This is a genomic window from Lagierella massiliensis (genome assembly GCF_001407835.1).
GTDB classification, from domain to species: domain Bacteria; phylum Bacillota; class Clostridia; order Tissierellales; family Peptoniphilaceae; genus Mediannikoviicoccus; species Mediannikoviicoccus massiliensis.
The window spans coordinates 65,113-88,568 of the sequence record NZ_CYUO01000004.1; the positions used below are offsets into that span (position 1 = coordinate 65,113).

A 23,456-nucleotide genomic window follows, 5' to 3' on the forward strand; every position below is an offset into this window, starting at 1 on the left:
CAATACCTTCTTTCTATTCTTTAACCTACAGGATCTTCTTTAGGATTTCCTATTTCTTCTGGTCCTCTTATTTGATCTTTATTTATTACTTCTAACAACTTATCAGGTAGTGAATTAGTACCTCCAACTACTATAAGCCTTGTTACATCTCCACCTTTAATATAATTTACTATATTTTTATCTATGGCTTTTGAAGATGATAATAGTATTGGTCCACTTACATATTTTGCAACATTTGATGCGCAAAGTGCATCTGGAAAATCTTCTCCACTTACAAGAACTACAGTACGAACATCACTAAATCCCTTTTCTGCAACATCTAAAGATGTTAAGTATCTGTTTTTACCTGAAAAGTTAGTCTTTTCTATTCTTTTAAGATTGTTATTTGATAAAATATTAGGATTTATAGATCCCTTTCCTCCTACTACAATCCCCTTTGTTATTCCAGAGTTTTGTATATAGTTTAAGTTTTCTCTTTCTAAAGAATTTCCACCTGTGAGTAATAGTGGAATTCTTGTTGTAGCCAAATAACCACTTACTGAAAGTGAGTCAGCAAAATTTTGACCATTTGCTATTGCAAAATATCTTTTATCATAATTATTTCCTGAAGCTTTGATAAAATTTGCAACCTTTGCTGCAGTATCAACTCTATTTTTACCAGATATTCTCTTTACATTATACCCATTTAACTGTTTTAATGCATTTTCTTCAATTGCACTTGTTCCACCAACTATATATACATTTTTAACTTGTAGTCTTTTAAGTTCATCTTTAACTTCATTTGGAACTTCTGTTTTTGACATTAAGAGTACAGGACCGTTAAGTACAGAACCAAGTACCCCTCCTGCAAGTCCATCCGCAAAATTATCTCCACTTACTAGGACTGCATTTATAGTCTTTTTATAAGAAACCTTACTTGTTTCTACAGATGTACCATATCTACTCTTTGCAGATATTCTATATAAATACACTTTACTATTTGCAAGAGCTGTTGTAGGAAGACTTATCATACAAATTAAAAGTAACATTAAAATTTTTTTATTTTTTATCATGTATGCCATCCTTTTCAAATTCTTCTCTAAATTTTTCCAAAGCTTTTTTTTCAATTCTGGAAACAGACATTTGACTTATGTTTAATGAATTTGCTATGGAAATTTGAGTTCTCTTTTCAAAGTATCTCTCTATAATAACCTTCTTTTCAAGTTCATTAAGTTTTTCCATAACTCTGTCTATCAAGTCTTTTAATTCAACTTTTTCATAGTCTTCGTCTAAAACTCCGATAAGTTCCTGAATATTTACTTCCTTATCATCATTTTGTGAATCATAGGTAATTTCAAGTGATGAAGGTGCATAAACTTTACTACCTTCTATAGCTTCTATGACTTCTTCTTCTGTAACCTCCAGATAATCTGCAATATCACCAATTGTAGGAGTTTTTTGAAGATGTTGAGAAAGTTGTGTCTTTGCTGTATTAACCTTTTTTGACATCTCTTGAATTCTTCTTGGAACTCTAATTACCCAACCTTTGTCTCTAAAATATTTTTTTATTTCTCCAACTATAGTAGGGGTAACATAACTTGAAAATTCAAATCCTCGAGATACATCAAATCTATCTATAGCCATAATGAGCCCAAGGCTTGCAACTTGAAATAAATCATCGTACTCTATTCCTCTATTGGCATATTTCTTCGCAAGGATTTCAGCAATATAAATATGTCTTTCAATGAGTTCTGTCCTTATGGCCATATCTTTATTTTTATCATATTCTTCAAAAAGCTCTTTTGTATCAATATTTTTAAGTTCTTTTTTATCTCTGGTCATAGTTTTTAGTCCTTAAGCTTTTTACTAAGTTTAATTAATCCTTCCTCTATTTCAACTTCATCCATAAGAGTTTCTAAGATAATTCTTGCAAATTTATTTGGTTCTTCTGTTTTATTCTTATCTGGATTTATAGCTATAACTTCAATGTCCAGTTTGTTTTCTGATGAAAAGAACACAATCTTTACTTGTTCTGCACTTCCAAGCAAAAGATTTAAAGCTTCATTTAGAGAAACTTTAATATCTTCTACTTCTTCAATATTAAATCCAACTTTATTGGCAATAAATGACACATTAAGTCTTGCAAGTGCAAAATTCTCTGGCGTGTATTCAAAGGATAAATAATATTTTTTCATATTCTACTCCTTAATATTGAAGAGCTTATTTAATTCAGTTATCTCGAATATTTGTTTTACATTAGGTTTTATTTCTTCAATACTTATATTTTTATCTTGCTCTTTAATTGTATTATAAATACTTATCAAACTTCCAAGACCAGTGGAGTCAATAAAATTTAACTTTTTAGCATTTATAAGTATATCTTTTGAAGATGATACTTTTTTTAATACAGCTTCCTTAAATTCATCACTTGAATAGGCATCTAAATCTCCATCTAAGGAAATTTTAATTAGATCTTTTTCTTCATTAATATCATAATTTAAACCCATATGAACCTCCTATTATTCGATATCTTCTATATATTTTGCGACAGCTACAATCTTATCGCCTTCATCACTTACTTCTCTAATTTTAACTCCCATAGTATCTCTGCCCTTTGTTGAAACTTGTCTAACCTTAAGTCTGATAACATCTCCCTTGGCAGACATAAGGATTATTTCGTCATCAATTTTTACAAGCTTTGCTGATATGATATCTGAAGTTCTCTTTGAAATCTTGTAGGTTATAACTCCCTTTCCACCACGATTTTGAACTTTATACTTATCAACTAAAGTCTTTTTACCATATCCATTTTCTGAAACAATTAATAGATATTCATTATCTTTTACAATGTCCATAGCAACAGCTTCATCATCTTTATTTAGAGTAATTCCCTTAACACCTTGAGCTGCTCTTCCAATTGCTCTTATATTTTTTACTTTAAATCTAATACATTGTCCCTTCTTAGTTACAATCATAGCTTCTTCGTCTTTTCCAATTGACCTTACTGAAATAAGTTCGTCATTATCTCTTAAAACTATAGCTATAAGTCCTGATTTTCTAAGATTTTTGAACAAATTAATCTTTGTCTTTTTAATAAGACCAGATCTTGTTGCCATTAATAGATAGTGATCATCTTCATCTTCATTAAATGGTATTGCAGCTTGTACAATTTCTCCCTTTGAAATTTGAATTAGATTTACAAGAGCCTGTCCTCTTGCCTGTCTACTTCCCTCAGGAATTTCATAAGCCTTAAGAGTGTATACTCTACCTTTATTTGTAAAGAATGCTATCGTACTGTGGGTTGATGTTACAAATAGTGAGTCTACATAATCTCCGTCTTTTAGGTTAAGTCCCACTACTCCCTTTCCACCACGATTTTGAACTTTATATGAGCTTGCAGGAATTCTCTTTACGTAACCGTGCTTTGTTACTGTTATAAGAACATCTTCTTCTTCAATAAGCTCTTCTATATCTATCTCATTGTAATTAGGTTTTATTTTTGTTCTTCTCTTGTCACCAAACTTTTCTTTTATCTCTATTAATTCATTCTTAATTATATCAAGAAGTAATCTCCTATTTGCAAGTATTTCTTCAAGTCTTGCAATTTCTTTTATTAAATCTTCATATTCAGTTTTAAGTTTTTCTCTTTCCAAGCCTTGTAGTCTTCTAAGTCTCATATCAAGAATGGACTGAGCTTGTACTTCAGAAAATCCAAATCTTTCCATAAGTCTTTCCAGTGCATCTGAATAGGACTCTCTTATTATCTTTATAATTTCGTCAATATTGTCTATTGCTTTTAAAAGTCCTTCTACAATATGGGCTCTGTCCTTTGCCTTTTTAAGATCGAACTCTGTTCTTCTTGTAATTACTTCTTCTTGATGTTCTACATAGTACTTAATGAGTTCTTTTAAATTTAATATTTTTGGAACTCCATTTACAAGTGCAAGGTTTATTATACCGAATGTAATTTGCATTTGACTATATTTATATAGATTATTAAGAACTATTTGAGCATTTGCATCCCTCTTTAATTCAACTACAATTCTAAGTCCTTTTCTATCTGATTCGTCTCTTAAATCTGAAATGCCCTCTATTCTCTTATCCTTTACAAGTTCTGCAATCTTCATTATCAAATTGGACTTATTTACTTGATATGGGATTTCTGTAATTACAATTCTTTCTCTCTTGTGGTGTTCTTCTATCTTAGCAACTGCCCTTAGAATAATCTTTCCTCTACCTGTGTTATATGCATCAATAATTCCCTGCTTTCCCATAATATTTGCACCTGTTGGAAAGTCAGGTCCCTTAATATGTTCTCTTAATTCATCTATTGTAATATCTCTGTTGTCAATGTATGAAACTATACCATCTATAACTTCACCTAAGTTATGAGGAGCCATATTTGTAGCCATACCTACTGCAATACCAGATGATCCATTTACAATTAAATTTGGAAATCTTGATGGAAGCACTACTGGTTCAAGTTCTCTACCATCGTAGTTCTCTTGAAAATCTACAGTTTCTTTATTTATATCTCTAAGCATTTCAAGACAAAGCTTATTCATTCTAAGCTCTGTATACCTTGGAGCTGCGGCTCCATCACCATCAATCGATCCAAAGTTACCTTGACCTTGTACAAGTGGATATCTCATATTGAAGTCTTGTGCAAGTCTTACTACAGCGTCATAGATTGCTGAGTCGCCATGGGGGTGAAACTTACCCATTACATCCCCAACAAGTCTTGCAGACTTTGTAAATCCTCTATCTGGGAACATACTTTGCTGTTGCATAGAATATATTATTCTTCTATGAACTGGCTTAAGTCCATCTCTAACATCTGGTAAAGCTCTTGAAACTATAACACTCATTGAATAATCCAAGTAGGACTTTTTCATTTCTTTATCTATATCAACATCTATAATATTGTCATGACCTTTTATTAATTCACTCACTTTACCACCTCCTATGCATCAATATTTTGTGCATATACTGCGTTTTCTTCAATGAACTCTCTTCTTGGTTCAACTTTATCTCCCATTAGAATATTGAAAGTTTCATCAACTTCAACAAATTCGTCCTCATCAATAGAAACTTTTAAAAGTATTCTATTCTCTGGATTCATAGTAGTTTCCCAAAGTTGGTCTGCGTTCATTTCACCAAGACCTTTATATCTTTGAACTTTTAAATTTGAGCCTCTTCCAAGCTCATCAAGTGAAGATTCAAGTTCTTCCTCTGTATAACAATATCTTACAACCTTAGTACCTCTGATAATTCCATAAAGTGGAGGTTGAGCAATGTAGATATGACCTTCCTTTATTAAATCTTTCATATATCGGAAGAAAAATGTAAGGAGTAGTGTTCTTATGTGAGCACCATCAACATCCGCATCCGTCATAATTATTATCTTTCCATAACGAAGTTTTGAAATGTCAAATTCTTTTCCGATTCCTGTACCAAATGCCGTTATCATAGCCTTTATTTCATTTGAAGAAAGTGCTCTGTCAAGCCTTGCCTTTTCAACATTTAAAATCTTTCCTCTTAAAGGTAAAATCGCTTGATACTTGTTGTCTCTTCCACCCTTTGCAGATCCTCCAGCGGAGTCACCTTCCACAAGAAATATTTCATTTACAGAAATATCTGATTCTATACAATCTGCAAGTTTTCCAGGTAATGTTGTATTATCAAGAATTGATTTCTTTCTGGTTAAGTCCCTTGCCTTTCTCGCAGCTTCCCTTGCTCTTGCTGAGGACTGAGCCTTTTCAATTATTATCTTTGCAACTGCTGGATTTTCTTCTAAAAATATTGAAAGACCTTCATAAAGTGTAGTTTCTACATCACCTCTTGATTCTGAATTTCCAAGCTTTGACTTGGTTTGTCCTTCAAACTGCGGGTTGGATAATTTTATAGAAACTATAGCTGTAAGACCTTCTCTTGTGTCATCACCTTGAAGATTTTGATCTTTTTCCTTAATTAAATTATATTTTCTTCCATAGTCATTTAGAGATCTTGTAAGAGCAGTTCTAAATCCAATTAAATGAGTTCCACCTTCTGTTGTATGGATGTTATTTGCAAAAGGTAGTACATTTTCAGAGTATGAGTCTGTATATTGCATAGATATTTCAACAGTGCTCTTTTCTCTTTCTGCTGTAATATATATGGGTTTTTGGTGAAGTACATTTTTATTTCTATTTAAGTACTCTACAAATGAATTGATTCCACCTTCATAGTGAAATTCTATCTTTGTATCATCTCTTCTATCTTCAAAGATAATTTTTATTCCACCATTTAAAAATGCCATCTCTCTAAATCTACTTATGAGAACATCTTTTTCAAAATTTATTGTCTCAAATATCTCTTCATCTGGCATAAACTGAATTTTTGTACCAGTCTCATCAGTTTTTTCACCTTTTTTTATTTCTTTTGTAACCTTTCCTCTTGAAAATTCTTGAGTAAATACATATCCATCTCTCTTAACTGTAGCTTTTAACCATGATGATAGAGCATTTACTACAGAAACACCTACACCATGAAGACCTCCTGAAACTTTATATGCATCATTATTAAACTTACCACCTGCATGAAGAATAGTAAGTACAGTTTCAAGAGTTGACTTTCCAGTTTGAGGATGTTTTTCAACTGGAATTCCAGATCCATTATCTTCAACAGAAACAGATCCATCTTCATAAATAATTACGGTTATGGTATCTGCAACTCCTGCCAGTGCTTCATCTATACTATTGTCAACTACTTCGTATACTAAGTGATGAAGTCCCTTTGGACCAGTAGATCCTATATACATCCCCGGTCTAAGCCTAACAGGTTCCAGGCCTTCTAATACCTTTATATTCTTAGCTCCATAATCTCTATTTTGAGTCATATATTATCCTTTCATCTATCTATATTTCTTTACTTTAAGTTCATTATTATCCAGTTCAAAAATTCTATACTCTCCATTATAGTCATCTATAAAAGATTCTGATGTTGCAGTTATTATACTTTGATAACCTTTAATTTCATTTAAAATAAAATTTGTCCTGTCCTTATCAAGTTCTGAAAAAACATCATCAAGGAGTATAACAGGGCTTGTTTCTTTTATTTCATAAAATATCTTAAGTTGAGATAGTTTTAAAGTCAGTATAAGCGTTCTCTGCTGCCCTTGTGATAAAAATATTTTTGAATCAAGATTATTTACAAATATTTTTATATCATCTCTATGTGGCCCCACTGAACTAAATCCTCTATATAGATCTTTTTCAAGAGAATTCATCATTTCTTCATAGAGCATTTCAAAATTTTTTTCAGTATCTTTATAACAATCCTCATACTTTCCATTGTAAAAAATACAAAAATCTTCACTTTCATCAGTTAGTCTTTTATGAATATTTTTTGCAACTTCTTCAATAATCCTGATATATTTCGATCTGATTTTTAATATCTTTGCACCTTCTTCAGCCATCTGCTTAGTTGATGCTATAATCTGTTCCTTAAAGTATTTTTCTTTATTCTTGTTTTTGAGAATATAATTTCTTTGATTTAAAATGTTATTATATTTTATTAAAATAAGGTTGAATCCTGGAATAATTCCACAAATTACATCATCTATGAAGTTACGTCTATATGATTTAGTTTCCTTTATTATTTTTATATCTTCTGGTGTAAAAGTTACTATATCAAAAAAAGTTCGTAACTCCTGCATTGTATCTATTTTATTTTCATTTATTCTTATAACTTTTTGTCCGTTTTTAGAGATTTTTACTTCTATTTTTTCCTCAAGTCCATCTGACTCTGTATCAGTTCTTATATAACTTTCAACTTTGTCAAACTTTATTAAATTCTCCTGACTTACCGACTTAAAGGACTTTCCTTTTGAACTAAAATATACACCTTCAAGAATATTTGTCTTACCAACTGCATTCGGACCAGTTATAATATTTATTTTGTCTAAAAATTTGATATTCAAATTATCGAAATTTCTAAAATTTAAAAGATAACAGTTATTTATCTTCAAAACTTTCACCTATTTTATAATATAAACATCTTTTTCATATTGAACTTTGTCGCCTGGTCTAAGTTTCTTTCCTCGTCTTGTCTCAACTTCTCCATTTACATAGACTTCTCCATTTTGTATGATTTCTTTTGCAATACCACCTGAAGAAACTATATTTACGTATTTTAATAATTGTTCAAGTTTAATAAACTCTGTTTCTATTTTAATTTCTTCCATCATTGTCTCCCCAATCTAACTGGTAGTACCAGGTAAAGATATTCATTTTCTTCATCTACAGGATTTATAATACAAGGCTTTAAGCTATCAGTTAAATTAAGTGTGCATTCTTCTGAATCTATTACCTTTAATCCATCAAGTAGATATTTAGCATTAAATGCTATATCTAAATCATTTCCATCTTTTTCGCAATATATGTTTTCTGACACATTTCCATACTCAGAATTTGATGTAATGTGAATATTGTTTTCAGTTATTGATATTTTAACAAGATTTGCCTTTTCTTCTCGTGCTAAAAGAGATGCTCTTTCAAGAGCGTCTTGAAAATCCCTTTTTATTACATTTACTTTACAAGTTGAAGGTGAAAATATTATTCCTTTATAATCAAAAAAGTTTTTATCTAAAAGCCTTGAATAAATTAAAGTATCACCCAAATCAAACACAATATTGTTTTTCACAAAACTAAGTGTGATATCACCTTCTTCTGGCATTATTTTATTAAGTTCGTTTAATGATCTTGATGGAACTATTTCCTTGATATCTTCATGAATTTCACTATCATATCTCATAAGAGCTATTCTAAAACCATCAAGGGCAACAAAATTCAAATAATTTTCTTCCACTTCTATCATCACACCTGTTAAAGAAGGTCTTGACTCGTCTATAGAAGCTGCGAACACTGTATTTCTTATTGCTTTTTTCATGACTTCTACAGGTATTTCTATCTTTTTTTCTATATCTATATTAGGAAGTGGTGGATAATCATAAGAATCAAATCCTATTAGATTGAATTCAGAATTTGCACAACGGATTTGTATATTTTCACCTGTAATATTAAATTTTATGGTAGAATCAGGTAACTTTCTTACTATATTACCTATCATTGCTGAATTTATAACTATTTTTCCCTCTTCTTCAACCATGCAATCTGTTGAAGTCTTTATTCCAAGTTCCAAATCTGTCGATTTTAATGTAAGTTTATTATCTTCTACTTCAAAAAGAATTCCTTCTAATATAGGAAGAGTTGTTCTTGAAGAAATTGCTTTTTGAGCAATGTTTATATGTTTTAATAATTCTCTTTTTTCTATTTCGAATTTCATTTTTTTCTCCTAATAAAAATAATAATAAGTTAGTAGTAGTCGTAGTAGTACTGTTTATTATGTGGATAAGTATAATTCTTTTGATATTACATAGGTAAATCATCTGAATATCTCTGTGAATAATTTCTGTATAAATTCAAAGTTATAAACATTATCCACATAAAAAAAGTAAAATTTTAAATTTTAACTTTATCAACATTTTATCCACAGTGTTATCAACAAGAAATTGTGGATTACTCTCCTTTTATAATTTCAATTAAATTATTTATATCTTCAGCTAAGTAAGGATCATTAGTAATATCTGTAGTTATCTTATCAACACCATGCATAATTGTTGAGTGATCTCGGTTAAAAGAATCTCCAATAATAACAAGTGAAAGATCTGTAAGTTGTCTACATAAATACATTGCAATTTGTCTTGGGTATGCAATTTGTCTTGCTCTATTTTTTGATGACATATCTTTTAATTCAAGATTATATTTTTCGCAAACTGCTTTTTGAATAGACTCTAATGTTATAGGTTCTTTTTCACTTTCTTCTATAACTTTTTTTAAAGCAAATTTGGCATGGTCTAAATCAATATTTCCATTTAAAAGCTGTGAATGAGCAAGTACTGTCATAAGTGCTCCTTCAAGCTCTCTTATATTTGATTTTATATTCATGGCGATGTATTCTAATATATCATCCGATACATATGAATGTTCTGTTTTTAATTTAGCTTTAAGTATTGCAACTCTTGTTTCATAATCGGGCATTTGAATATCTGCCATAAGTCCCCATTCAAATCGTGAGACCAGTCTCTCCTCTAAGGTTTCTATCTCTTTTGGAGGTTTATCAGAAGATAGAATTATTTGTTTGTTTTGGGCATATAAATCGTTAAATGTGTGGAAAAACTCAAGCTGTGTTCCTACTTTTCCTGCAATAAATTGAATGTCATCAATTAGAAGTACATCTATATTTCTATACTTATTTCTAAATTGGCTGTTTTTCTTACTTGATTTGTCACCTATTGAAGATATAAGTTCATTTGTAAATTTTTCACTACTTATATACATAACTTTAAGTTCTGGATTGTTATCCATTATTTCATGAGCAAGAGCTTGCATTAAGTGAGTCTTTCCAAGTCCTGGTCCTCCATAAATAAATAATGGATTATAAGCGGTTGCAGGATTTTTTGCAACTGCCATTGCTGCAGACAGGGCAAATTCATTAGATTTACCTTTTACAAATGATTCAAATGTATATTTCGGATTTAGCATCTGCTCTATTTTTAATTTTTCAATATCTTCTTTAGTAGTGCTTACTTCTTGTTTATTGTCATAAAAATATTGTTGTCCTCCAGGTTGCACCTTTACTTGGTATTGTTTGTAGTTGGAATCAGTAGGAAGTACAATTTTTATTGAGGCTTCACTTTTTAATATAAAACTAAGTATCTCTACAATATCATTCAAGTATCTTTTTTCAATCATCTTTTTTGTAAAACCATTTGGAGCAGATAGTATAAGCTCTGAAGAGGTTAATTTTATAGGTTTTAATGCCATTATCCAAGTTTCAAAGACAACAGTATCCATATTAACTTCAAGAACAGATAGTAATTCAGACCATAAAGTATTAAGATCCATAATTCACCTCCGTTATTAACATAATAATCCACAATATTATGATATGTTTTTATTGTAATGTACAACTTATATCAAGTTATCAACAAAAATATAAAGTTATCCACATTTTTTTGAAAAAATCTAAAAATACTTAAAAAAAAGAGAGAATAAGCCATTTCAATCGTACAAATTCCCTTTCAAATGTGGGGTTATCCACAAAAGTTTTTTAAAATTGTGAATTAAAATTATTTTTTTCTGCTAATATTATACCAAATAGAAGTATTTACTTCAAATTAAAAACTGTTCTTAACACATTGATTTTTCAATGGAAATTTCATTTATCCACAATGATTTTCATAAAAATTAAAATTTCATAAAAAATTCTGATTTTTTTTAATGATTTTCTTGACAGTTTCTCGTCTCGTTTATATAATCATCATAGTGTTTTGTATTATTTTACGGAGGTGAAAAAGTTGAAGAGAACATATCAACCAAATAGAAGAAAAAGAAGTAAAGATCATGGATTTAGAAAAAGAATGTCTACTAAAGGTGGAAGAAGAGTTTTAGCAAGAAGAAGAAAAAGAGGTAGAAAAGTTATTTCAGCTTAGGCCATTTTTATGGTCTTTTAATTTATTTATGGAAAAAGATAAAAGATTGAGAAGTAATAGAGATTTTAGAAATGTTTACAAAAAAGGAGAAGGCTATTTCAATAGGAACTTCACTTTTGTTGTAAAAAAGAATAATTTACCTGGATCTCGTGTTGGTTTCTCTATTACTAAAAAATTTGGAAATGCCGTTACAAGAAATAAAATAAAAAGAAGACTTAAAGAGATTTTCAGGTTAAACTTTGACTCGTTGATTCAAGGCTACGATATTGTAGTAATACCAAAACAAAACACTAAAGAGTTAAGTTATGAAGAACTTGAAAAATCATGTATGCATCTTATAAGAAAAATATCGAAAAGAGTGAAGTAATGAGATATATACCAATATTCATAATAAGATTATATCAAATATTTATTTCCCCATACCTTGGGCAAAATAAATGTAAATATTATCCGACATGTTCCGAATATGCTATTCAGGCATATAAAAAATATGGTGTATTTAAAGGAACTTTACTCGCTTTGTGGAGAATTTTGAGATGTAATCCTTTTAGCAAGGGCGGCTATGATCCATTAAAATAAGATTAGGAGAGTATATGACAAAATTATTGAGTTCGATAATTGGTAAGATTCTTGAAGTTATTTATCTTACTGTATCGAAAATAGGAACTGAACCTAAGAGCATTTCATATTTTGCTATATCAATTCTTATACTTACATTGATATACAAATTGGTAATGATGCCGGTTACAATTTCTAACATAAAAATGCAAAAGCTAAATGCAAAGTTTCAACCAGAACTTAAGAAGCTTGAAGCAAAATATAAACATGACCCTCAACTCTATCAGCAAAAGGTTATGGAGTTTCAAAGGGAGATGGGTTATAATCCACTTGCTTCCTGTTTGCCTATGCTAATACAAGTTCTTATTATTTGGGCACTTTTCCCAGTTATGAGAGAACCTCTTAAGTATTTAGAGTTAAGTAAGGATATTAACCTTAATTTCTTCTGGATTAAGGATATTACAGTAGCTAATTCAAAAGATTTAATTCTTCCTATACTATTAGCACTTACTCAATTCTTATTTACAAAGATGATGACTCCAAAAATGCCACAAGATGATAATAATAATCCTATGCAAGGTATGAACTTTGCAATGCAATATGCAATGCCTATAATGTTCTTTTTCTTTGCAAGAAATTATCAACCGGCACTATCTATTTATTGGATAACAGGAAATATCATTGAGATGATATTTAGATTTTTTATCATGAAAAATGATGATGAAGAAGAAGTTGTATTGAATAATAAGGACAGTAAAAAGGGTAACAAGAAATAGGAAGGAGCTTAGATGAAATCGACAGTTAAAGTGGCAAAGACCGTTGATGAAGCGGTAAAACTTGCTATTGAAGAATTGAATTGTTCGAAAGAAGAAGCTGTTATAGAAGTAATAGAAGAACCTAAATCTGGTATATTTGGACTTTTTGGCGCAAAGGATGCCATGGTAAGAGTTTCATGTGAAGAAGATATAGGTCAGCTTTTAAATGAAGTAATATCTGATAATAGCTCCAAAGTAGACACAGAAGTTAAGAAAGAGACTAAATCAAAAGAAGTTTTTGAAAAAGAAAATAAAAAAGAAATTGACAAGGATTCTAATAGGGAAGTTTCAGATAGAGATTTAAAAACTAAAGAAGTTGAAAAATTTGAAGAAGTTAGTTCTTCAGAAGAGAGCACAAAACCTGTTGAAGTGGATGAAGAATTTAAATCTAAAGTTAGGGAATTTTTAAATTCTGTAGTTGAAAAGATGGGTATTGAATCAAATATTGAAACTTTTCATGATGAATTTGGCATCAAATTTAATATAGTCCCAGTAAATGAAAATGACATTGGAATTGTTATTGGAAAAAGAGGGGAAACACTTGATGCAATTCAATATATTGTAAACCTTGTTGCCAATAGAAACTCTGATAAATACATCAGAATTTCTGTAGATTGCAATGGATATAGAGATAAAAGGATTAATTCTTTAAAATCTCTTGCAAAAAAAATGGCAAATAAAGCGTTAAAATACAATAAAAATATGAGATTAGAACCAATGAATCCATTTGAAAGAAGAGTAATCCATTCAAGCCTTCAATCCTTTAAAGGAATTTACACTGTAAGTGAAGGAGAGGAACCTTTCAGAAGAGTGGTTATAAAAGTAAAAAAAGATTAAGAAAGATTAAAAGTCTGCAGTTGCAGGCTTTTCTTTTAGTCTTTTTCATATGGTATAATCATAAAAAAGGATGTGACTAAATGGAAGATACAATTACAGCTATTTCGACTGCAACTGGAGAAGCAGGAATAGGAATTGTAAGAATGAGTGGTAAAACAGCATTTGAAGTAGCTAATAAAATTTTTAAACCTAAGTCTACAAATAGAGATTTTGAAAATAGAAAACTTATTTATGGTCATATTTATGACAAAGAAGATATTATAGATGAAGTATTAATCAGCTTTATGAAGGGACCTTCAACCTATACAAGGGAAGATATGGTTGAAATATACACCCATGGTGGTATTATCGCCGTTAGAAAGGTGTTGGACCTAACCATAAGAGAAGGAGCAAGGATAGCTGACAGAGGAGAATTTACTAAAAGAGCTTTTTTAAATGGAAGGCTTGATTTATCACAGGCAGAGGCAGTAATAGATTTGATTAAGGCAAAAACTGACAAGTCCTACGAAGCCTCTATAAACCAACTGGGAGGCTCTCTAAAAAATGAGATTAAGGAACTTAGAGATAAGTTATTGGATGAACTTGCCAGAGTTGAATATACCATAAACTTTACAGAAGATGGTCAAGAGGAGCCAGACAAAAATATCATTCTAAGAGAAGGTAGAGAAGTTTTGGAAAGGCTTGAAAAGTTATATAATTCATCCAACAAGGGGAAGATTATAAGAGATGGTATAAATACAACAATTATAGGAAAGCCAAATGTTGGAAAATCTTCATTACTAAATTCTCTCGCAAAGGTAAATAAGGCAATAGTTACAGATATTCCTGGAACTACAAGAGATGTTATAGAAGAGTATATAGATCTTGATGGCATTGTGCTTAAGATTTCAGATACTGCAGGTATTAGAAATAGTGAAGATATTGTAGAACAAATTGGTGTGGATAGGTCCTTAGACTATGCTAAGACGGCAGATCTTATAATTGCAATATTTGATCTTTCAAAGCCAATGGAACCAGACGACAAGAGAGTTATGGATTTACTTTCCAAACGTAAATCTATAGTTCTACTAAACAAGTCAGATTTAAAAAGAGAGTTTGACATCAATCACTTAAATATAGATAGTGATATTCCTGTGGTTGAAGTTTCCATTAAGGAAAACAAGGGAATTGAGGCTTTGGAAAAAGAGATTATAAATATGTTTTACCAAGGAGATATAAAGTCTTCTTCAGATTTGTTGGTTACCAATGTAAGACATAGAGATATAATAAAAAAGGCTATGGATTATCTAAAGTCATCTATGGACGACCTTGAAATGGGAGTTCCTATAGACTGCATAGAACTTGATTTGAGATCTTCATGGGAAATTCTTGGTGAAATTACTGGAGAAACCATTGAAGATGATGTATTAGATAAGATATTTAGAGATTTTTGTATTGGGAAATAGGATTATGGAAATAAAAAAATATAAAGAAGACTCAGTTGATGTATTAGTTGTAGGTGCAGGACATGCAGGAACAGAAGCTGCTCTTGCAACTGCAAGACTGGGACTTAAAACAGTTATAGTAACAATGAGTTTGGATTCCGTGGCTGACCTTCCATGTAATCCAAATATTGGTGGTACAGGCAAAGGACATCTTGTTAGAGAGATTGACGCCCTTGGCGGACAGATGGCTCTAATCATAGACAAGACATTTATTCAGTCAAGAATGTTAAACACATCTAAGGGACCAGCTGTACACTCCTTGAGGGTACAAGCGGATAAGCCTGCCTACCATAGAGAGATGAAGAAGGTACTTGAAAACACAGAGAATTTAGACTTAGTTGAAGGTGAAATCACAAAGATAAATGTAGAAGACAAAAGAGTCGTTTCTGTAGAGACTTTAAATGGTGCAATTTATGAAACAAAAGCGGTAATTCTTGCTACAGGAACATATTTAAAGGGACTTATACTTCAAGGAGAACTCCAAATAGAGTCTGGTCCCCATGGTTTAAAATCATCAAAATACCTTTCTAATTCTTTAAAGGAACTTGGCATAGAACTTAGAAGATTTAAGACTGGAACGCCTGCAAGAGTTCACAGAGATAGTTTAGATTTTTCTGTAATGGAAGTTCAACCAGGAGATGAAGAAATTATACCATTTTCATTTATGAATTTTGGTAAAGATATTAGCAAGAAGCAAGAAAATTGCTATCTAACATATACAACAAAGGAAACTAAGAAGATAATTGAGGACAATTTGCACAGAAGCCCAATGTATGCAGGCATTGTAAAGGGAGTTGGGCCAAGATATTGTCCATCAATTGAGGATAAAGTCGTTAGATTTAGCGAAAGAGACGAGCACCAGGTATTTGTTGAGCCTGAAGGTCTTGACACAAAAGAGATGTATATTCAGGGGGTTTCTTCAACTTTACCTGAAGATGTTCAAAAAGAGATGTATAAGACCATTATAGGATTCCAAAACATGAAATTTATGAGGTCAGCCTATGGAATAGAGTATGATTGCATTGATCCGACAATTTTAAAGAGAACCTTGGAACATCAAGATATAGATGGGCTTTATTTTGCTGGTCAAATCAATGGCTCATCAGGATATGAAGAAGCTGCAGCACAGGGACTTATGGCAGGTATAAATGCATATTTAAAAATAAAGGGGAAGAAACCTTTCATACTGGACCGTTCAGATGCATATATAGGAGTTTTAATTGACGACTTGGTAACAAAGGGAACCAACGAACCCTATAGAATGATGACATCAAGGGCAGAGTATCGTCTAACACTTAGACAAGATAACGCTGATTTTAGACTTACAAAATATGGCTATGACATAGGTCTTGTCTCAGAAGATAGAATGGAAAAGACTAATAAAAGGCTTAAAGCCGTTGAAGATGAACTTAAAAGGCTTGACTCCATAAAAGTAAATCCAAGTGAAGAAAATAATAAAATTATTGAAAGTCTTGGTTCTACAAAGCTTCAAAAATCACTTAGTTTGACAGAGCTTATTAGAAGACCAGAACTTGACTATGAAAAAGTGAAGGTATTTGACGAAGAAGCTTCAAAACTTGATAGAGAAATAAAAATTCAAGTACAAACCCATATTAAATATGAAGGATACATTGAAAAACAAAAACAACAAATCGAAAGATTTAAAAAACTTGAAAGAAGAGATATAAGCTTTATTAATGACTATAGTGAATTAAAAGGTCTTTCTAATGAAGCTGTACAAAAATTAAATCAAATAAGACCTGATTCACTCGGACAGGCAAGTAGAATTTCTGGTGTTAGTCCCGCAGACATAAATGTAATCCTTATTTACCTTGAAAGCAGAAAGAGGAATAAACATGAACAGTCTAAATAAAGTAATGAATAAAGAAGGCATTGAGTTAAAAGAAGACTGTTTAGAAAAGTTTGAAAACTTTAGACAAACACTTCTTGAGACCAATAAGTATTTGAATCTTACCTCAATAACAGATGAAGAAGAAGTAAACTACAAACACTTTTTAGATTCGCTTCTTCCATTGCAAAAGATAGAATTTAAAGAAAATTCAAAAGTTATAGATATAGGAACTGGTGGAGGATTTCCTGGACTTCCAATGAAATTTTATAGAGATGATTTAGAAATAACTCTATTAGACTCATTAAACAAAAGAATAAAGTTTCTAAAAGATACTATATATAAAATGAAATTATCCAATATAAAAGCAATTCATGGGAGAGCTGAAGAACTTGGAAGACAAAAAGAATATCGTGAAACATATGACTATGCAATTTCAAGAGCGGTTTCAAGACTTAACACATTGGTTGAGTATAGTTTACCATTTGTAAAAGTTGGAGGATATTTTATATCTATGAAAGGACCAGGAGGAAGAGAAGAGGCTGAAGAAGCAAAAAATGGGATTAAGTTGTTAGGTGGAGAAATCACAGATATAATTGAATATCAACTTGATTATGAAGACTCTGATAGAACTCTTGTTGTAATAAAAAAAATATCCCCCACCTCAAAAAAATATCCACGAGGTGGAGGAAAACCAAAAAATAAACCATTATAATATTTACTGCATTAAATAGACCCTCAAAGGAAATTCCTTGAGGGTTATTTTATTCTAAAGGAGAAAGATTTTTAAAGTCAGGTCCTTTAAGTAGAGAAATAAAAGATCGCTTCAATTTATCAATGGATGAATAATATAAAAATACTGTATCATCCTTTACCATAAAAGTAGACTTATAAATTAGCCAATTATCAAAACTTGCTTCAGAAGGGTCCAAAATTTTAATAGGGTTTATGAAATTAATTCCATCCTTTGAGGTAAGAACAAATAATGAAGAAGTATCCATTTTGCCATCAGGACAGTTCATAGTTAAACAATAATAAATATTTTCTATTTTTTTTACTTCCAAATGCCAAGGATTGTAGTTTGTCCAAGATCCCTTCTCCAAATTCATTGGTACAACTGGAGTAAAAGTTTTTAAATCCTTTGACTCAGTATAAACATAAGCATCCTCCCCTATGTTCATATTTTTACGATAATATATCTTATAAATACCATTTTCATAAATGACTGATGGAGCTCCAAGACCATATCCACTTGTTCCAAAATCCATTATAACCTCGGGTTCTGTAAAAGTTTTTAAATCTTTAGTAGTTATTCGCAAAAGTCTTGAAAGCCTTGTTTTTTTATTGGATTCTCTATACCATAGTTCTAAAGTATCATCTCTTTCAAATAGACACACATCGGAGAGATGGCAGTCGTTTTCAGGTAAGGCAAGAGGATTTCTAACATCTAATAGAGGTTTAAAATTAATTCCATCATCAGATACTACAATACTTGGGTTTTCAGTAGAATCGTTTAAAAAACTATATGGTGTAAAAGCTAAAATATATTTATATCCAAATTTGCCATCTGAGTCATAGACGATAGATGGATGGATTGCCTGGTTATTTGATTCAATATATGTAGGAATTTCCAAATGACTTTTTGCATTGAGCAAAAGAGCGTCATTAACTAATTCAGACCCTATATAATTCTTTTCATCTTCAATGACTTCTTCCGTAGGTAAAAAGTTAGAAGGCTCTAAGTTTTTTTCAGTTGTATTAACATTAATAATGCTATTATTTCCAGAATGAATTGTACTATATTTATTAATGTAGATAGTAGCCCCAATAATAGCCAAGGATAAAACGCATATAAATAAAAATTTTATTTTTCCCAAAAGTATCACCCATTAAAGAATACCATATTATAGTGATTTTAAATATTACAAATTTATTACAATATAGCAATTGTGGATAACTATGTGGATATCATTGTGGATAAGTTTGGTTGTAGATACTTAAAATAACTTAAATAAAAGAGTGAGTTGAAAAAAATCAATTAAAATTCTTGGAAAATAGCCATTTAATTTAAATGGAAAACTCATAAGAGCTAAATAAAAAAATTTAGTTAAGAACTTTTAAAATTAAAATTTTGTGGATAACTGGTTCATTTTTAAGAGAAAAATATGTATGAACAATTCGTCTTAAATTGACAATTCAAATTTTAATTTTACAATTAATGATTATAAAGTAATATTTCACGTGAAACAATAACGAAAATGCAAATAAAAAAATCATTATAAAGTTTTTTTACATTAAAATGTTTCACGTGAAACAAAAAGTCCTATACTGAATATACTTTTCCAATATTAAGTTTGTATCCTTCATACTCTGTTATAACCTTATGACTTAAATAAAATGAAAGATTAACAACATTATGCCTAACTTCGTTTCTGGTACCTTTAAGCATTAATTTATAAATTTTTTCAATTTCTTTATATTTTATTCCAAGATAAACTAAACCACTATTTTCACCAGGTCCTGCATACCCTGTTGCAATTATATTTAAATCTGATTTTGAAATTTCACTTAATCCATGTAACATTTCCGCAGCTGTTTGAGCACTTACAGCGGTATGTTTTGACAGTGTTTCACGTGAAACATTTAATAGTCTCGTTTTAGTTTCTTCTGTGTAAGTTACAGCGCCCATTTCTAATACATTACTTGCTCCTGCTATATTAGCTATGGATGCAGCGATTAGTCCAGCTGTAAGTGATTCTCCAGTAGAAATAGTTATATTATTTTCTATTAGAAATGGAACAAAATTTTCTTCCAAATTTATTTTATTTTCTACTTTATTAATCTCCTTAATCACATTGTATTTCATTTTATCACCCACATAGATTATAACCCAATTAATTTGATTTAAAAACCTTTGTTATATTGACTGTCATGTTATATAATGGTGAATGGACAAAATAGGAGTTGATAGAAATGAAGTTCACATCACTATCCAGTGGCTCTTCAGGAAATTCCCTATTAGTAGAAACAGATAAAACGAGAATTTTAATAGACGCGGGTTTTACAGGTAAAAGACTTGAAACATTAATTAAAAATGCTGGAGTATTACCTGAAACGATAGATGCAATACTTGTTACACATGAACATAATGACCATATTAAAGGGGCTGGTATTATGAGCAGAAGGTTTAATATTCCAATTATTGCAAACGAAGAGACATGGATTGCTATGATTAAAAAAATAGGACCAATTGATGATAATAATATATTAGTATTTAAAAATGATTATGATTTTACTTTGAAGGACTTAGATATACACCCGTTTAGTACATTTCATGACGCTGCAAACAGCTGTGGTTTTACAGTCAATCATAAAAAAAATAAGATTTCGATAATGACAGATACTGGTACGGTCAATGAAAGAATAAAAAGGCAGTTATTTGGCTCTGATGTTATTTTTATTGAATCTAATCATGATCCAATTATGCTTATGAATGGACCATATTCACCAGCTTTAAAGAGAAGAGTTGCTTCAACAAAGGGTCATCTTTCAAATCTTGATTGTGCGCAAACTCTTGAAGAAATACTTAGTGGAAATGGAGAAAAGGTAATTCTTGCACATTTAAGTGGTGAGAATAACACTGCAGATATTGCACTTAATACAGTCTCGAACCATCTTATGGATTTGGGTCTTGATTTAAATCGAGATATTTCACTAAATGTTGCAGATAGAAATGGCGTAAGCAATAGGATTGAGTTATAATATATGAATGTTAAAGTAATCACAATAGGAAATATAAAAGAAAATTTCATAAAAGATGGAATTAATGAGTTTAAAAAGAGAATTAAGCCCTATGCAAACTTAGAAGAAATTGAATTAAAAGAAACGCTAATAACTGATGAAAATACTTCCAACATAGAAAAGTCATTGGATGATGAAGCTGATAAAATATTATCAAAGATTAACAACAGAGACTATGTTATAGTTCTTGATATAAATGGAAAGCAATACGATAGTGTAGATTTTTCTAAAAAGCTCGAGGAGCTTAAAATTGATGGTTATAATGATTTTGCATATGTAATCGGCTCATCGTATGGGCTAAGTAAAAAAATCAAGAATAGAGCCGATTTAAAGCTATCTTTTTCTAAGTTTACTTTTCCTCATCAGCTGATGAGATTAATATTATTTGAACAAATTTATAGATGGATTAAAATTTCTAAAAATGAGCCCTACCACAAGTAGGGCTTGTTTAGTTAAAGCATTAATTCGTGGTATACTTATATTGAGGTGTTAATTTGGCTAAAAATGGTTTACAAAATGGCTTTTGTCCTCAAATGGTTGTAACTGAAGAATTAAAATCATTGGAAGATATTGAAAGAGCTATTATCAAAAGATATAGGAAATATATATGGTCTAAATTTATAAAGGCCATTAAGGAATACGATTTAATTCAGGATAATGACAAAATTGCCATAGCTATATCTGGAGGAAAAGATAGTTTACTTTTGGCAAAACTATTTCAAGAGTTACAAAGGAATGGCAAGAATAACTTTGAACTTGAATTTATTGCAATGGATCCAGGTTATCATGAAGATATAAGACAACTTTTGGAGGAAAATTGTAAGTATTTGAATATTCCCGTTACAATTTATGACTCTGATATTTTTAAGGTTGCAGATAAAATTTCTTCAGATTATCCATGCTACATGTGTGCAAGGATGAGAAGAGGTTCATTATATGCAAAGGCAAAAGAGCTTGGATGCAATAAACTTGCCCTTGGGCATCACTTCGATGACGTTATAGAGACAAATATGTTAAATATACTATGTGCTGGTAATTTCAAGACTATGATGCCAAAATTAAGGGCACAAAACTTTGATAATATGGAAATTATAAGACCAATGTACTTTATAAGAGAAGAAAGTATTATTAAGTGGATGAGCTATACTGGACTTATGCCGATGAACTGTGCATGCATGGTGGCTGCAAAAAAGATTGGGTCTACAAGATACAAGATAAAGGATCTGATAAAACAGCTTGAAAATGACGGGTTTAAAAATGTTGCAATAAATATATTTAGATCCTGTGAAAATGTAGATTTAAACAGAATACTTGGGTATATAAATGAAGATGAAAAGCATTCATTTTTAGATAATTATTAGGAGGATATTTATGAACAGTATATGTAAAGAAATCCTATCAGATTTGTACTATATAGGTGCAAATGATAGAGAAACAGAGTTATTTGAAAATATGTTACCACTACCAAGAGGGGTATCATATAACTGTTATCTAATCAAAGACGAAAAGACAGCACTTTTGGACACTATTAGAATCAACAAGTCTGGTGGGTTCATTGAAAATGTTAGAAATATTTTAGATGGAAGAAAACTGGATTATCTTGTAGTTCAACATATGGAACCAGACCATTCAGGTTGTATAAAAGAAGTTTTAGAAGTTTATCCTGATGTAGTAATTGTTGGAAACAAGAGGACTAAGACTATGTTATATGACTTACTTGAACTTGAGCCTTCAGATGACAAGTTTATGGAAGTGAATAATGGAGACGTTTTGAAACTTGGAAAGAGAGAGCTTAACTTCGTGATGACTTCAATGGTTCACTGGCCAGAGTCAATGGTAAGTTATGAACCAAATGACAAAGTACTATTTTCACAAGATATATTTGGTGGCTTTGGTACATTGGATGGAGCAATTTTCGACGACCAAGCAGATTACTCAATCTACCAATCAGAAACAAGAAGATACTATGCAAATATTGTTGGAAAGTACTCAATGGTTGCTTCAAAAGCAGTAGATTCAGTAAAAGATCTTGATATTGATATAATTTGTCCAGTTCATGGTTTCGTATGGAGAAAGAACCCAGAAATAATCATAGAAGATTATAGAAAGTGGTCAAACTATGAAACAGAAGAAGGTGTTGTTATAGTTTATGGCTCAATGTATGGAAATACAGAATCTATGGCAGACCACCTTGCACAGTTTTTAGCAGAAGAAGGAGTTAGAAATGTTCAAGTATTTGACTGTTCAAAGACTCACTTCTCATATATAGTTTCAGAAATCTGGAAGTACAAAGGACTTATATTAGGTTCAGCAACATATGACAACTCAGTATATCCAAATATGTATAATCTACTAAATCTATTGAAACACAATAAGATTAAAAACCATGCTCTTGGAATATTCGGTTCATATGGATGGAGCGGTGGAGCAGTTAAGGACCTAAAGGCATTTGCTGAAGGAAGTGCTTTTGACTTAACTGAAACCGTTGTAGAAGCAAGAGGAACAATGCACGAAAAGGAACTTGAAGGACTAAGAAAAATGGCCAAAGAAATGGCTGAAAAAGTTCTTGAAAAATAATAAAAAACTTAGGGAGATAAACG

At 30.8% G+C, this 23,456-nt stretch carries 24 protein-coding genes; 12 read left to right on the forward strand and 12 right to left on the reverse strand.

Going from position 1 to position 23,456, the window contains the following annotated elements:
* Window positions 1–20: 20 nt before the first annotated feature.
* From BN2746_RS00315 to dnaA, 10 genes are all read right to left on the reverse strand, one after another.
* Window positions 21–1,052 carry a cell wall-binding repeat-containing protein gene (locus tag BN2746_RS00315; protein WP_055077877.1) on the reverse strand — a complete coding sequence of 344 codons (1,032 nt, stop codon included), beginning with the start codon at window positions 1,050–1,052 and terminating at the stop codon, window positions 21–23.
* A complete protein-coding gene (locus tag BN2746_RS00320; protein WP_055077878.1) occupies window positions 1,039–1,821 on the reverse strand; it encodes a SigB/SigF/SigG family RNA polymerase sigma factor in 783 nt (260 codons plus the stop codon). The genes BN2746_RS00315 and BN2746_RS00320 overlap by 14 nt, the downstream gene beginning before the upstream one ends.
* A gap of 5 nt (window positions 1,822–1,826) precedes the next feature.
* Complete coding sequence (locus BN2746_RS00325; protein ID WP_055077879.1) at window positions 1,827–2,174, reverse strand: ATP-binding protein; 348 nt, start codon at window positions 2,172–2,174, stop codon at window positions 1,827–1,829.
* Between the two features lie 3 nt (window positions 2,175–2,177).
* A complete protein-coding gene (locus BN2746_RS00330; RefSeq protein WP_055077880.1) occupies window positions 2,178–2,486 on the reverse strand; it encodes an STAS domain-containing protein in 309 nt (102 codons plus the stop codon).
* Window positions 2,487–2,498: 12 nt separating this feature from the next.
* Window positions 2,499–4,931, reverse strand: coding sequence for a DNA gyrase subunit A (gene gyrA, locus BN2746_RS00335; RefSeq protein WP_077064894.1), 2,433 nt, complete (start codon window positions 4,929–4,931; stop codon window positions 2,499–2,501).
* Between the two features lie 11 nt (window positions 4,932–4,942).
* On the reverse strand, window positions 4,943–6,856 hold the full coding sequence (gene gyrB / locus BN2746_RS00340) for a DNA topoisomerase (ATP-hydrolyzing) subunit B (protein WP_055077881.1): 1,914 nt from the start codon (window positions 6,854–6,856) through the stop codon (window positions 4,943–4,945).
* Window positions 6,857–6,871: 15 nt separating this feature from the next.
* A complete protein-coding gene (gene recF / locus BN2746_RS00345) occupies window positions 6,872–7,987 on the reverse strand; it encodes a DNA replication/repair protein RecF (RefSeq protein WP_055077882.1) in 1,116 nt (371 codons plus the stop codon).
* 9 nt (window positions 7,988–7,996) lie between these two features.
* On the reverse strand, window positions 7,997–8,203 hold the full coding sequence (gene yaaA / locus BN2746_RS00350; protein ID WP_055077883.1) for a S4 domain-containing protein YaaA: 207 nt from the start codon (window positions 8,201–8,203) through the stop codon (window positions 7,997–7,999).
* A complete protein-coding gene (gene dnaN, locus BN2746_RS00355) occupies window positions 8,203–9,303 on the reverse strand; it encodes a DNA polymerase III subunit beta (RefSeq protein WP_055077884.1) in 1,101 nt (366 codons plus the stop codon). Before dnaN ends, yaaA begins: the two co-directional genes overlap by 1 nt.
* A gap of 233 nt (window positions 9,304–9,536) precedes the next feature.
* Window positions 9,537–10,925, reverse strand: coding sequence for a chromosomal replication initiator protein DnaA (gene dnaA / locus BN2746_RS00360; protein WP_055077885.1), 1,389 nt, complete (start codon window positions 10,923–10,925; stop codon window positions 9,537–9,539).
* A gap of 452 nt (window positions 10,926–11,377) precedes the next feature.
* Between dnaA and rpmH the strand changes: the two genes are divergently transcribed.
* From rpmH to rsmG, 8 genes are all read left to right on the forward strand, one after another.
* On the forward strand, window positions 11,378–11,512 hold the full coding sequence (gene rpmH, locus BN2746_RS00365) for a 50S ribosomal protein L34 (RefSeq protein ID WP_055077886.1): 135 nt from the start codon (window positions 11,378–11,380) through the stop codon (window positions 11,510–11,512).
* Between the two features lie 28 nt (window positions 11,513–11,540).
* Window positions 11,541–11,879, forward strand: a complete 339-nt coding sequence (gene rnpA, locus BN2746_RS00370) for a ribonuclease P protein component (protein WP_055077887.1) — start codon at window positions 11,541–11,543, stop codon at window positions 11,877–11,879.
* Window positions 11,879–12,091 (forward strand): membrane protein insertion efficiency factor YidD, encoded by a 213-nt coding sequence (gene yidD / locus BN2746_RS00375; protein WP_055077888.1) that lies wholly within the window; start codon window positions 11,879–11,881, stop codon window positions 12,089–12,091. The genes rnpA and yidD overlap by 1 nt, the downstream gene beginning before the upstream one ends.
* A gap of 14 nt (window positions 12,092–12,105) precedes the next feature.
* On the forward strand, window positions 12,106–12,846 hold the full coding sequence (locus BN2746_RS00380) for a YidC/Oxa1 family membrane protein insertase (RefSeq protein ID WP_055077889.1): 741 nt from the start codon (window positions 12,106–12,108) through the stop codon (window positions 12,844–12,846).
* Window positions 12,847–12,858: 12 nt separating this feature from the next.
* Window positions 12,859–13,722 carry an RNA-binding cell elongation regulator Jag/EloR gene (gene jag, locus BN2746_RS00385; RefSeq protein WP_055077890.1) on the forward strand — a complete coding sequence of 288 codons (864 nt, stop codon included), beginning with the start codon at window positions 12,859–12,861 and terminating at the stop codon, window positions 13,720–13,722.
* 80 nt (window positions 13,723–13,802) lie between these two features.
* The gene (mnmE, locus tag BN2746_RS00390; RefSeq protein WP_055077891.1) at window positions 13,803–15,167 is read left to right on the forward strand and encodes a tRNA uridine-5-carboxymethylaminomethyl(34) synthesis GTPase MnmE; all 1,365 of its coding nucleotides are present in this window, start codon (window positions 13,803–13,805) and stop codon (window positions 15,165–15,167) included.
* A 4-nt stretch (window positions 15,168–15,171) separates the two neighbouring features.
* The gene (gene mnmG / locus BN2746_RS00395) at window positions 15,172–17,079 is read left to right on the forward strand and encodes a tRNA uridine-5-carboxymethylaminomethyl(34) synthesis enzyme MnmG (RefSeq protein WP_055078458.1); all 1,908 of its coding nucleotides are present in this window, start codon (window positions 15,172–15,174) and stop codon (window positions 17,077–17,079) included.
* Entirely contained in the window at window positions 17,063–17,770 is a 708-nt protein-coding gene (gene rsmG, locus BN2746_RS00400; protein WP_055077892.1) for a 16S rRNA (guanine(527)-N(7))-methyltransferase RsmG, read from the forward strand. The genes mnmG and rsmG overlap by 17 nt, the downstream gene beginning before the upstream one ends.
* Before the next feature lie 49 nt (window positions 17,771–17,819).
* Here rsmG and BN2746_RS00405 read toward each other — a convergent pair whose 3' ends face one another.
* Both BN2746_RS00405 and BN2746_RS00410 read right to left on the reverse strand, forming a co-directional pair.
* Window positions 17,820–18,932, reverse strand: coding sequence for a glycoside hydrolase family protein (locus BN2746_RS00405; RefSeq protein ID WP_055077893.1), 1,113 nt, complete (start codon window positions 18,930–18,932; stop codon window positions 17,820–17,822).
* Between the two features lie 446 nt (window positions 18,933–19,378).
* Entirely contained in the window at window positions 19,379–19,921 is a 543-nt protein-coding gene (locus BN2746_RS00410) for a CinA family protein (protein WP_055077894.1), read from the reverse strand.
* A 107-nt stretch (window positions 19,922–20,028) separates the two neighbouring features.
* Here BN2746_RS00410 and BN2746_RS00415 point away from each other — a divergent pair, with 107 nt between their 5' ends.
* From BN2746_RS00415 to BN2746_RS00430, 4 genes are all read left to right on the forward strand, one after another.
* Window positions 20,029–20,817, forward strand: coding sequence for an MBL fold metallo-hydrolase (locus tag BN2746_RS00415; protein WP_055077895.1), 789 nt, complete (start codon window positions 20,029–20,031; stop codon window positions 20,815–20,817).
* 3 nt (window positions 20,818–20,820) lie between these two features.
* Complete coding sequence (gene rlmH, locus BN2746_RS00420; RefSeq protein ID WP_055077896.1) at window positions 20,821–21,297, forward strand: 23S rRNA (pseudouridine(1915)-N(3))-methyltransferase RlmH; 477 nt, start codon at window positions 20,821–20,823, stop codon at window positions 21,295–21,297.
* A 92-nt stretch (window positions 21,298–21,389) separates the two neighbouring features.
* The gene (locus tag BN2746_RS00425; protein ID WP_055078459.1) at window positions 21,390–22,217 is read left to right on the forward strand and encodes a tRNA 2-thiocytidine biosynthesis TtcA family protein; all 828 of its coding nucleotides are present in this window, start codon (window positions 21,390–21,392) and stop codon (window positions 22,215–22,217) included.
* A 10-nt stretch (window positions 22,218–22,227) separates the two neighbouring features.
* Window positions 22,228–23,433 (forward strand): FprA family A-type flavoprotein, encoded by a 1,206-nt coding sequence (locus BN2746_RS00430; protein WP_055077897.1) that lies wholly within the window; start codon window positions 22,228–22,230, stop codon window positions 23,431–23,433.
* Window positions 23,434–23,456 lie beyond the last annotated feature (23 nt).

Bases quoted from the DNA above. Each gene is read 5' to 3' on its own strand.
- yidD (WP_055077888.1), top strand. From the start codon at position 11,879: ATGAGATATATACCAATATTCATAATAAGATTATATCAAATATTTATT.
- yaaA (WP_055077883.1), bottom strand. From the start codon at position 8,203: ATGGAAGAAATTAAAATAGAAACAGAGTTTATTAAACTTGAACAATTA.
- BN2746_RS00325 (WP_055077879.1), bottom strand. From the start codon at position 2,174: ATGAAAAAATATTATTTATCCTTTGAATACACGCCAGAGAATTTTGCA.
- gyrB (WP_055077881.1), bottom strand. From the start codon at position 6,856: ATGACTCAAAATAGAGATTATGGAGCTAAGAATATAAAGGTATTAGAA.
- mnmE (WP_055077891.1), top strand. From the start codon at position 13,803: ATGGAAGATACAATTACAGCTATTTCGACTGCAACTGGAGAAGCAGGA.
- BN2746_RS00415 (WP_055077895.1), top strand. From the start codon at position 20,029: ATGAAGTTCACATCACTATCCAGTGGCTCTTCAGGAAATTCCCTATTA.
- BN2746_RS00380 (WP_055077889.1), top strand. From the start codon at position 12,106: ATGACAAAATTATTGAGTTCGATAATTGGTAAGATTCTTGAAGTTATT.
- rsmG (WP_055077892.1), top strand. From the start codon at position 17,063: ATGAACAGTCTAAATAAAGTAATGAATAAAGAAGGCATTGAGTTAAAA.
- BN2746_RS00330 (WP_055077880.1), bottom strand. From the start codon at position 2,486: ATGGGTTTAAATTATGATATTAATGAAGAAAAAGATCTAATTAAAATT.
- BN2746_RS00315 (WP_055077877.1), bottom strand. From the start codon at position 1,052: ATGATAAAAAATAAAAAAATTTTAATGTTACTTTTAATTTGTATGATA.
- BN2746_RS00425 (WP_055078459.1), top strand. From the start codon at position 21,390: ATGGTTGTAACTGAAGAATTAAAATCATTGGAAGATATTGAAAGAGCT.
- jag (WP_055077890.1), top strand. From the start codon at position 12,859: ATGAAATCGACAGTTAAAGTGGCAAAGACCGTTGATGAAGCGGTAAAA.
- BN2746_RS00410 (WP_055077894.1), bottom strand. From the start codon at position 19,921: ATGAAATACAATGTGATTAAGGAGATTAATAAAGTAGAAAATAAAATA.
- mnmG (WP_055078458.1), top strand. From the start codon at position 15,172: ATGGAAATAAAAAAATATAAAGAAGACTCAGTTGATGTATTAGTTGTA.
- BN2746_RS00430 (WP_055077897.1), top strand. From the start codon at position 22,228: ATGAACAGTATATGTAAAGAAATCCTATCAGATTTGTACTATATAGGT.
- dnaN (WP_055077884.1), bottom strand. From the start codon at position 9,303: ATGAAATTCGAAATAGAAAAAAGAGAATTATTAAAACATATAAACATT.
- rnpA (WP_055077887.1), top strand. From the start codon at position 11,541: ATGGAAAAAGATAAAAGATTGAGAAGTAATAGAGATTTTAGAAATGTT.
- rlmH (WP_055077896.1), top strand. From the start codon at position 20,821: ATGAATGTTAAAGTAATCACAATAGGAAATATAAAAGAAAATTTCATA.
- BN2746_RS00320 (WP_055077878.1), bottom strand. From the start codon at position 1,821: ATGACCAGAGATAAAAAAGAACTTAAAAATATTGATACAAAAGAGCTT.
- dnaA (WP_055077885.1), bottom strand. From the start codon at position 10,925: ATGGATCTTAATACTTTATGGTCTGAATTACTATCTGTTCTTGAAGTT.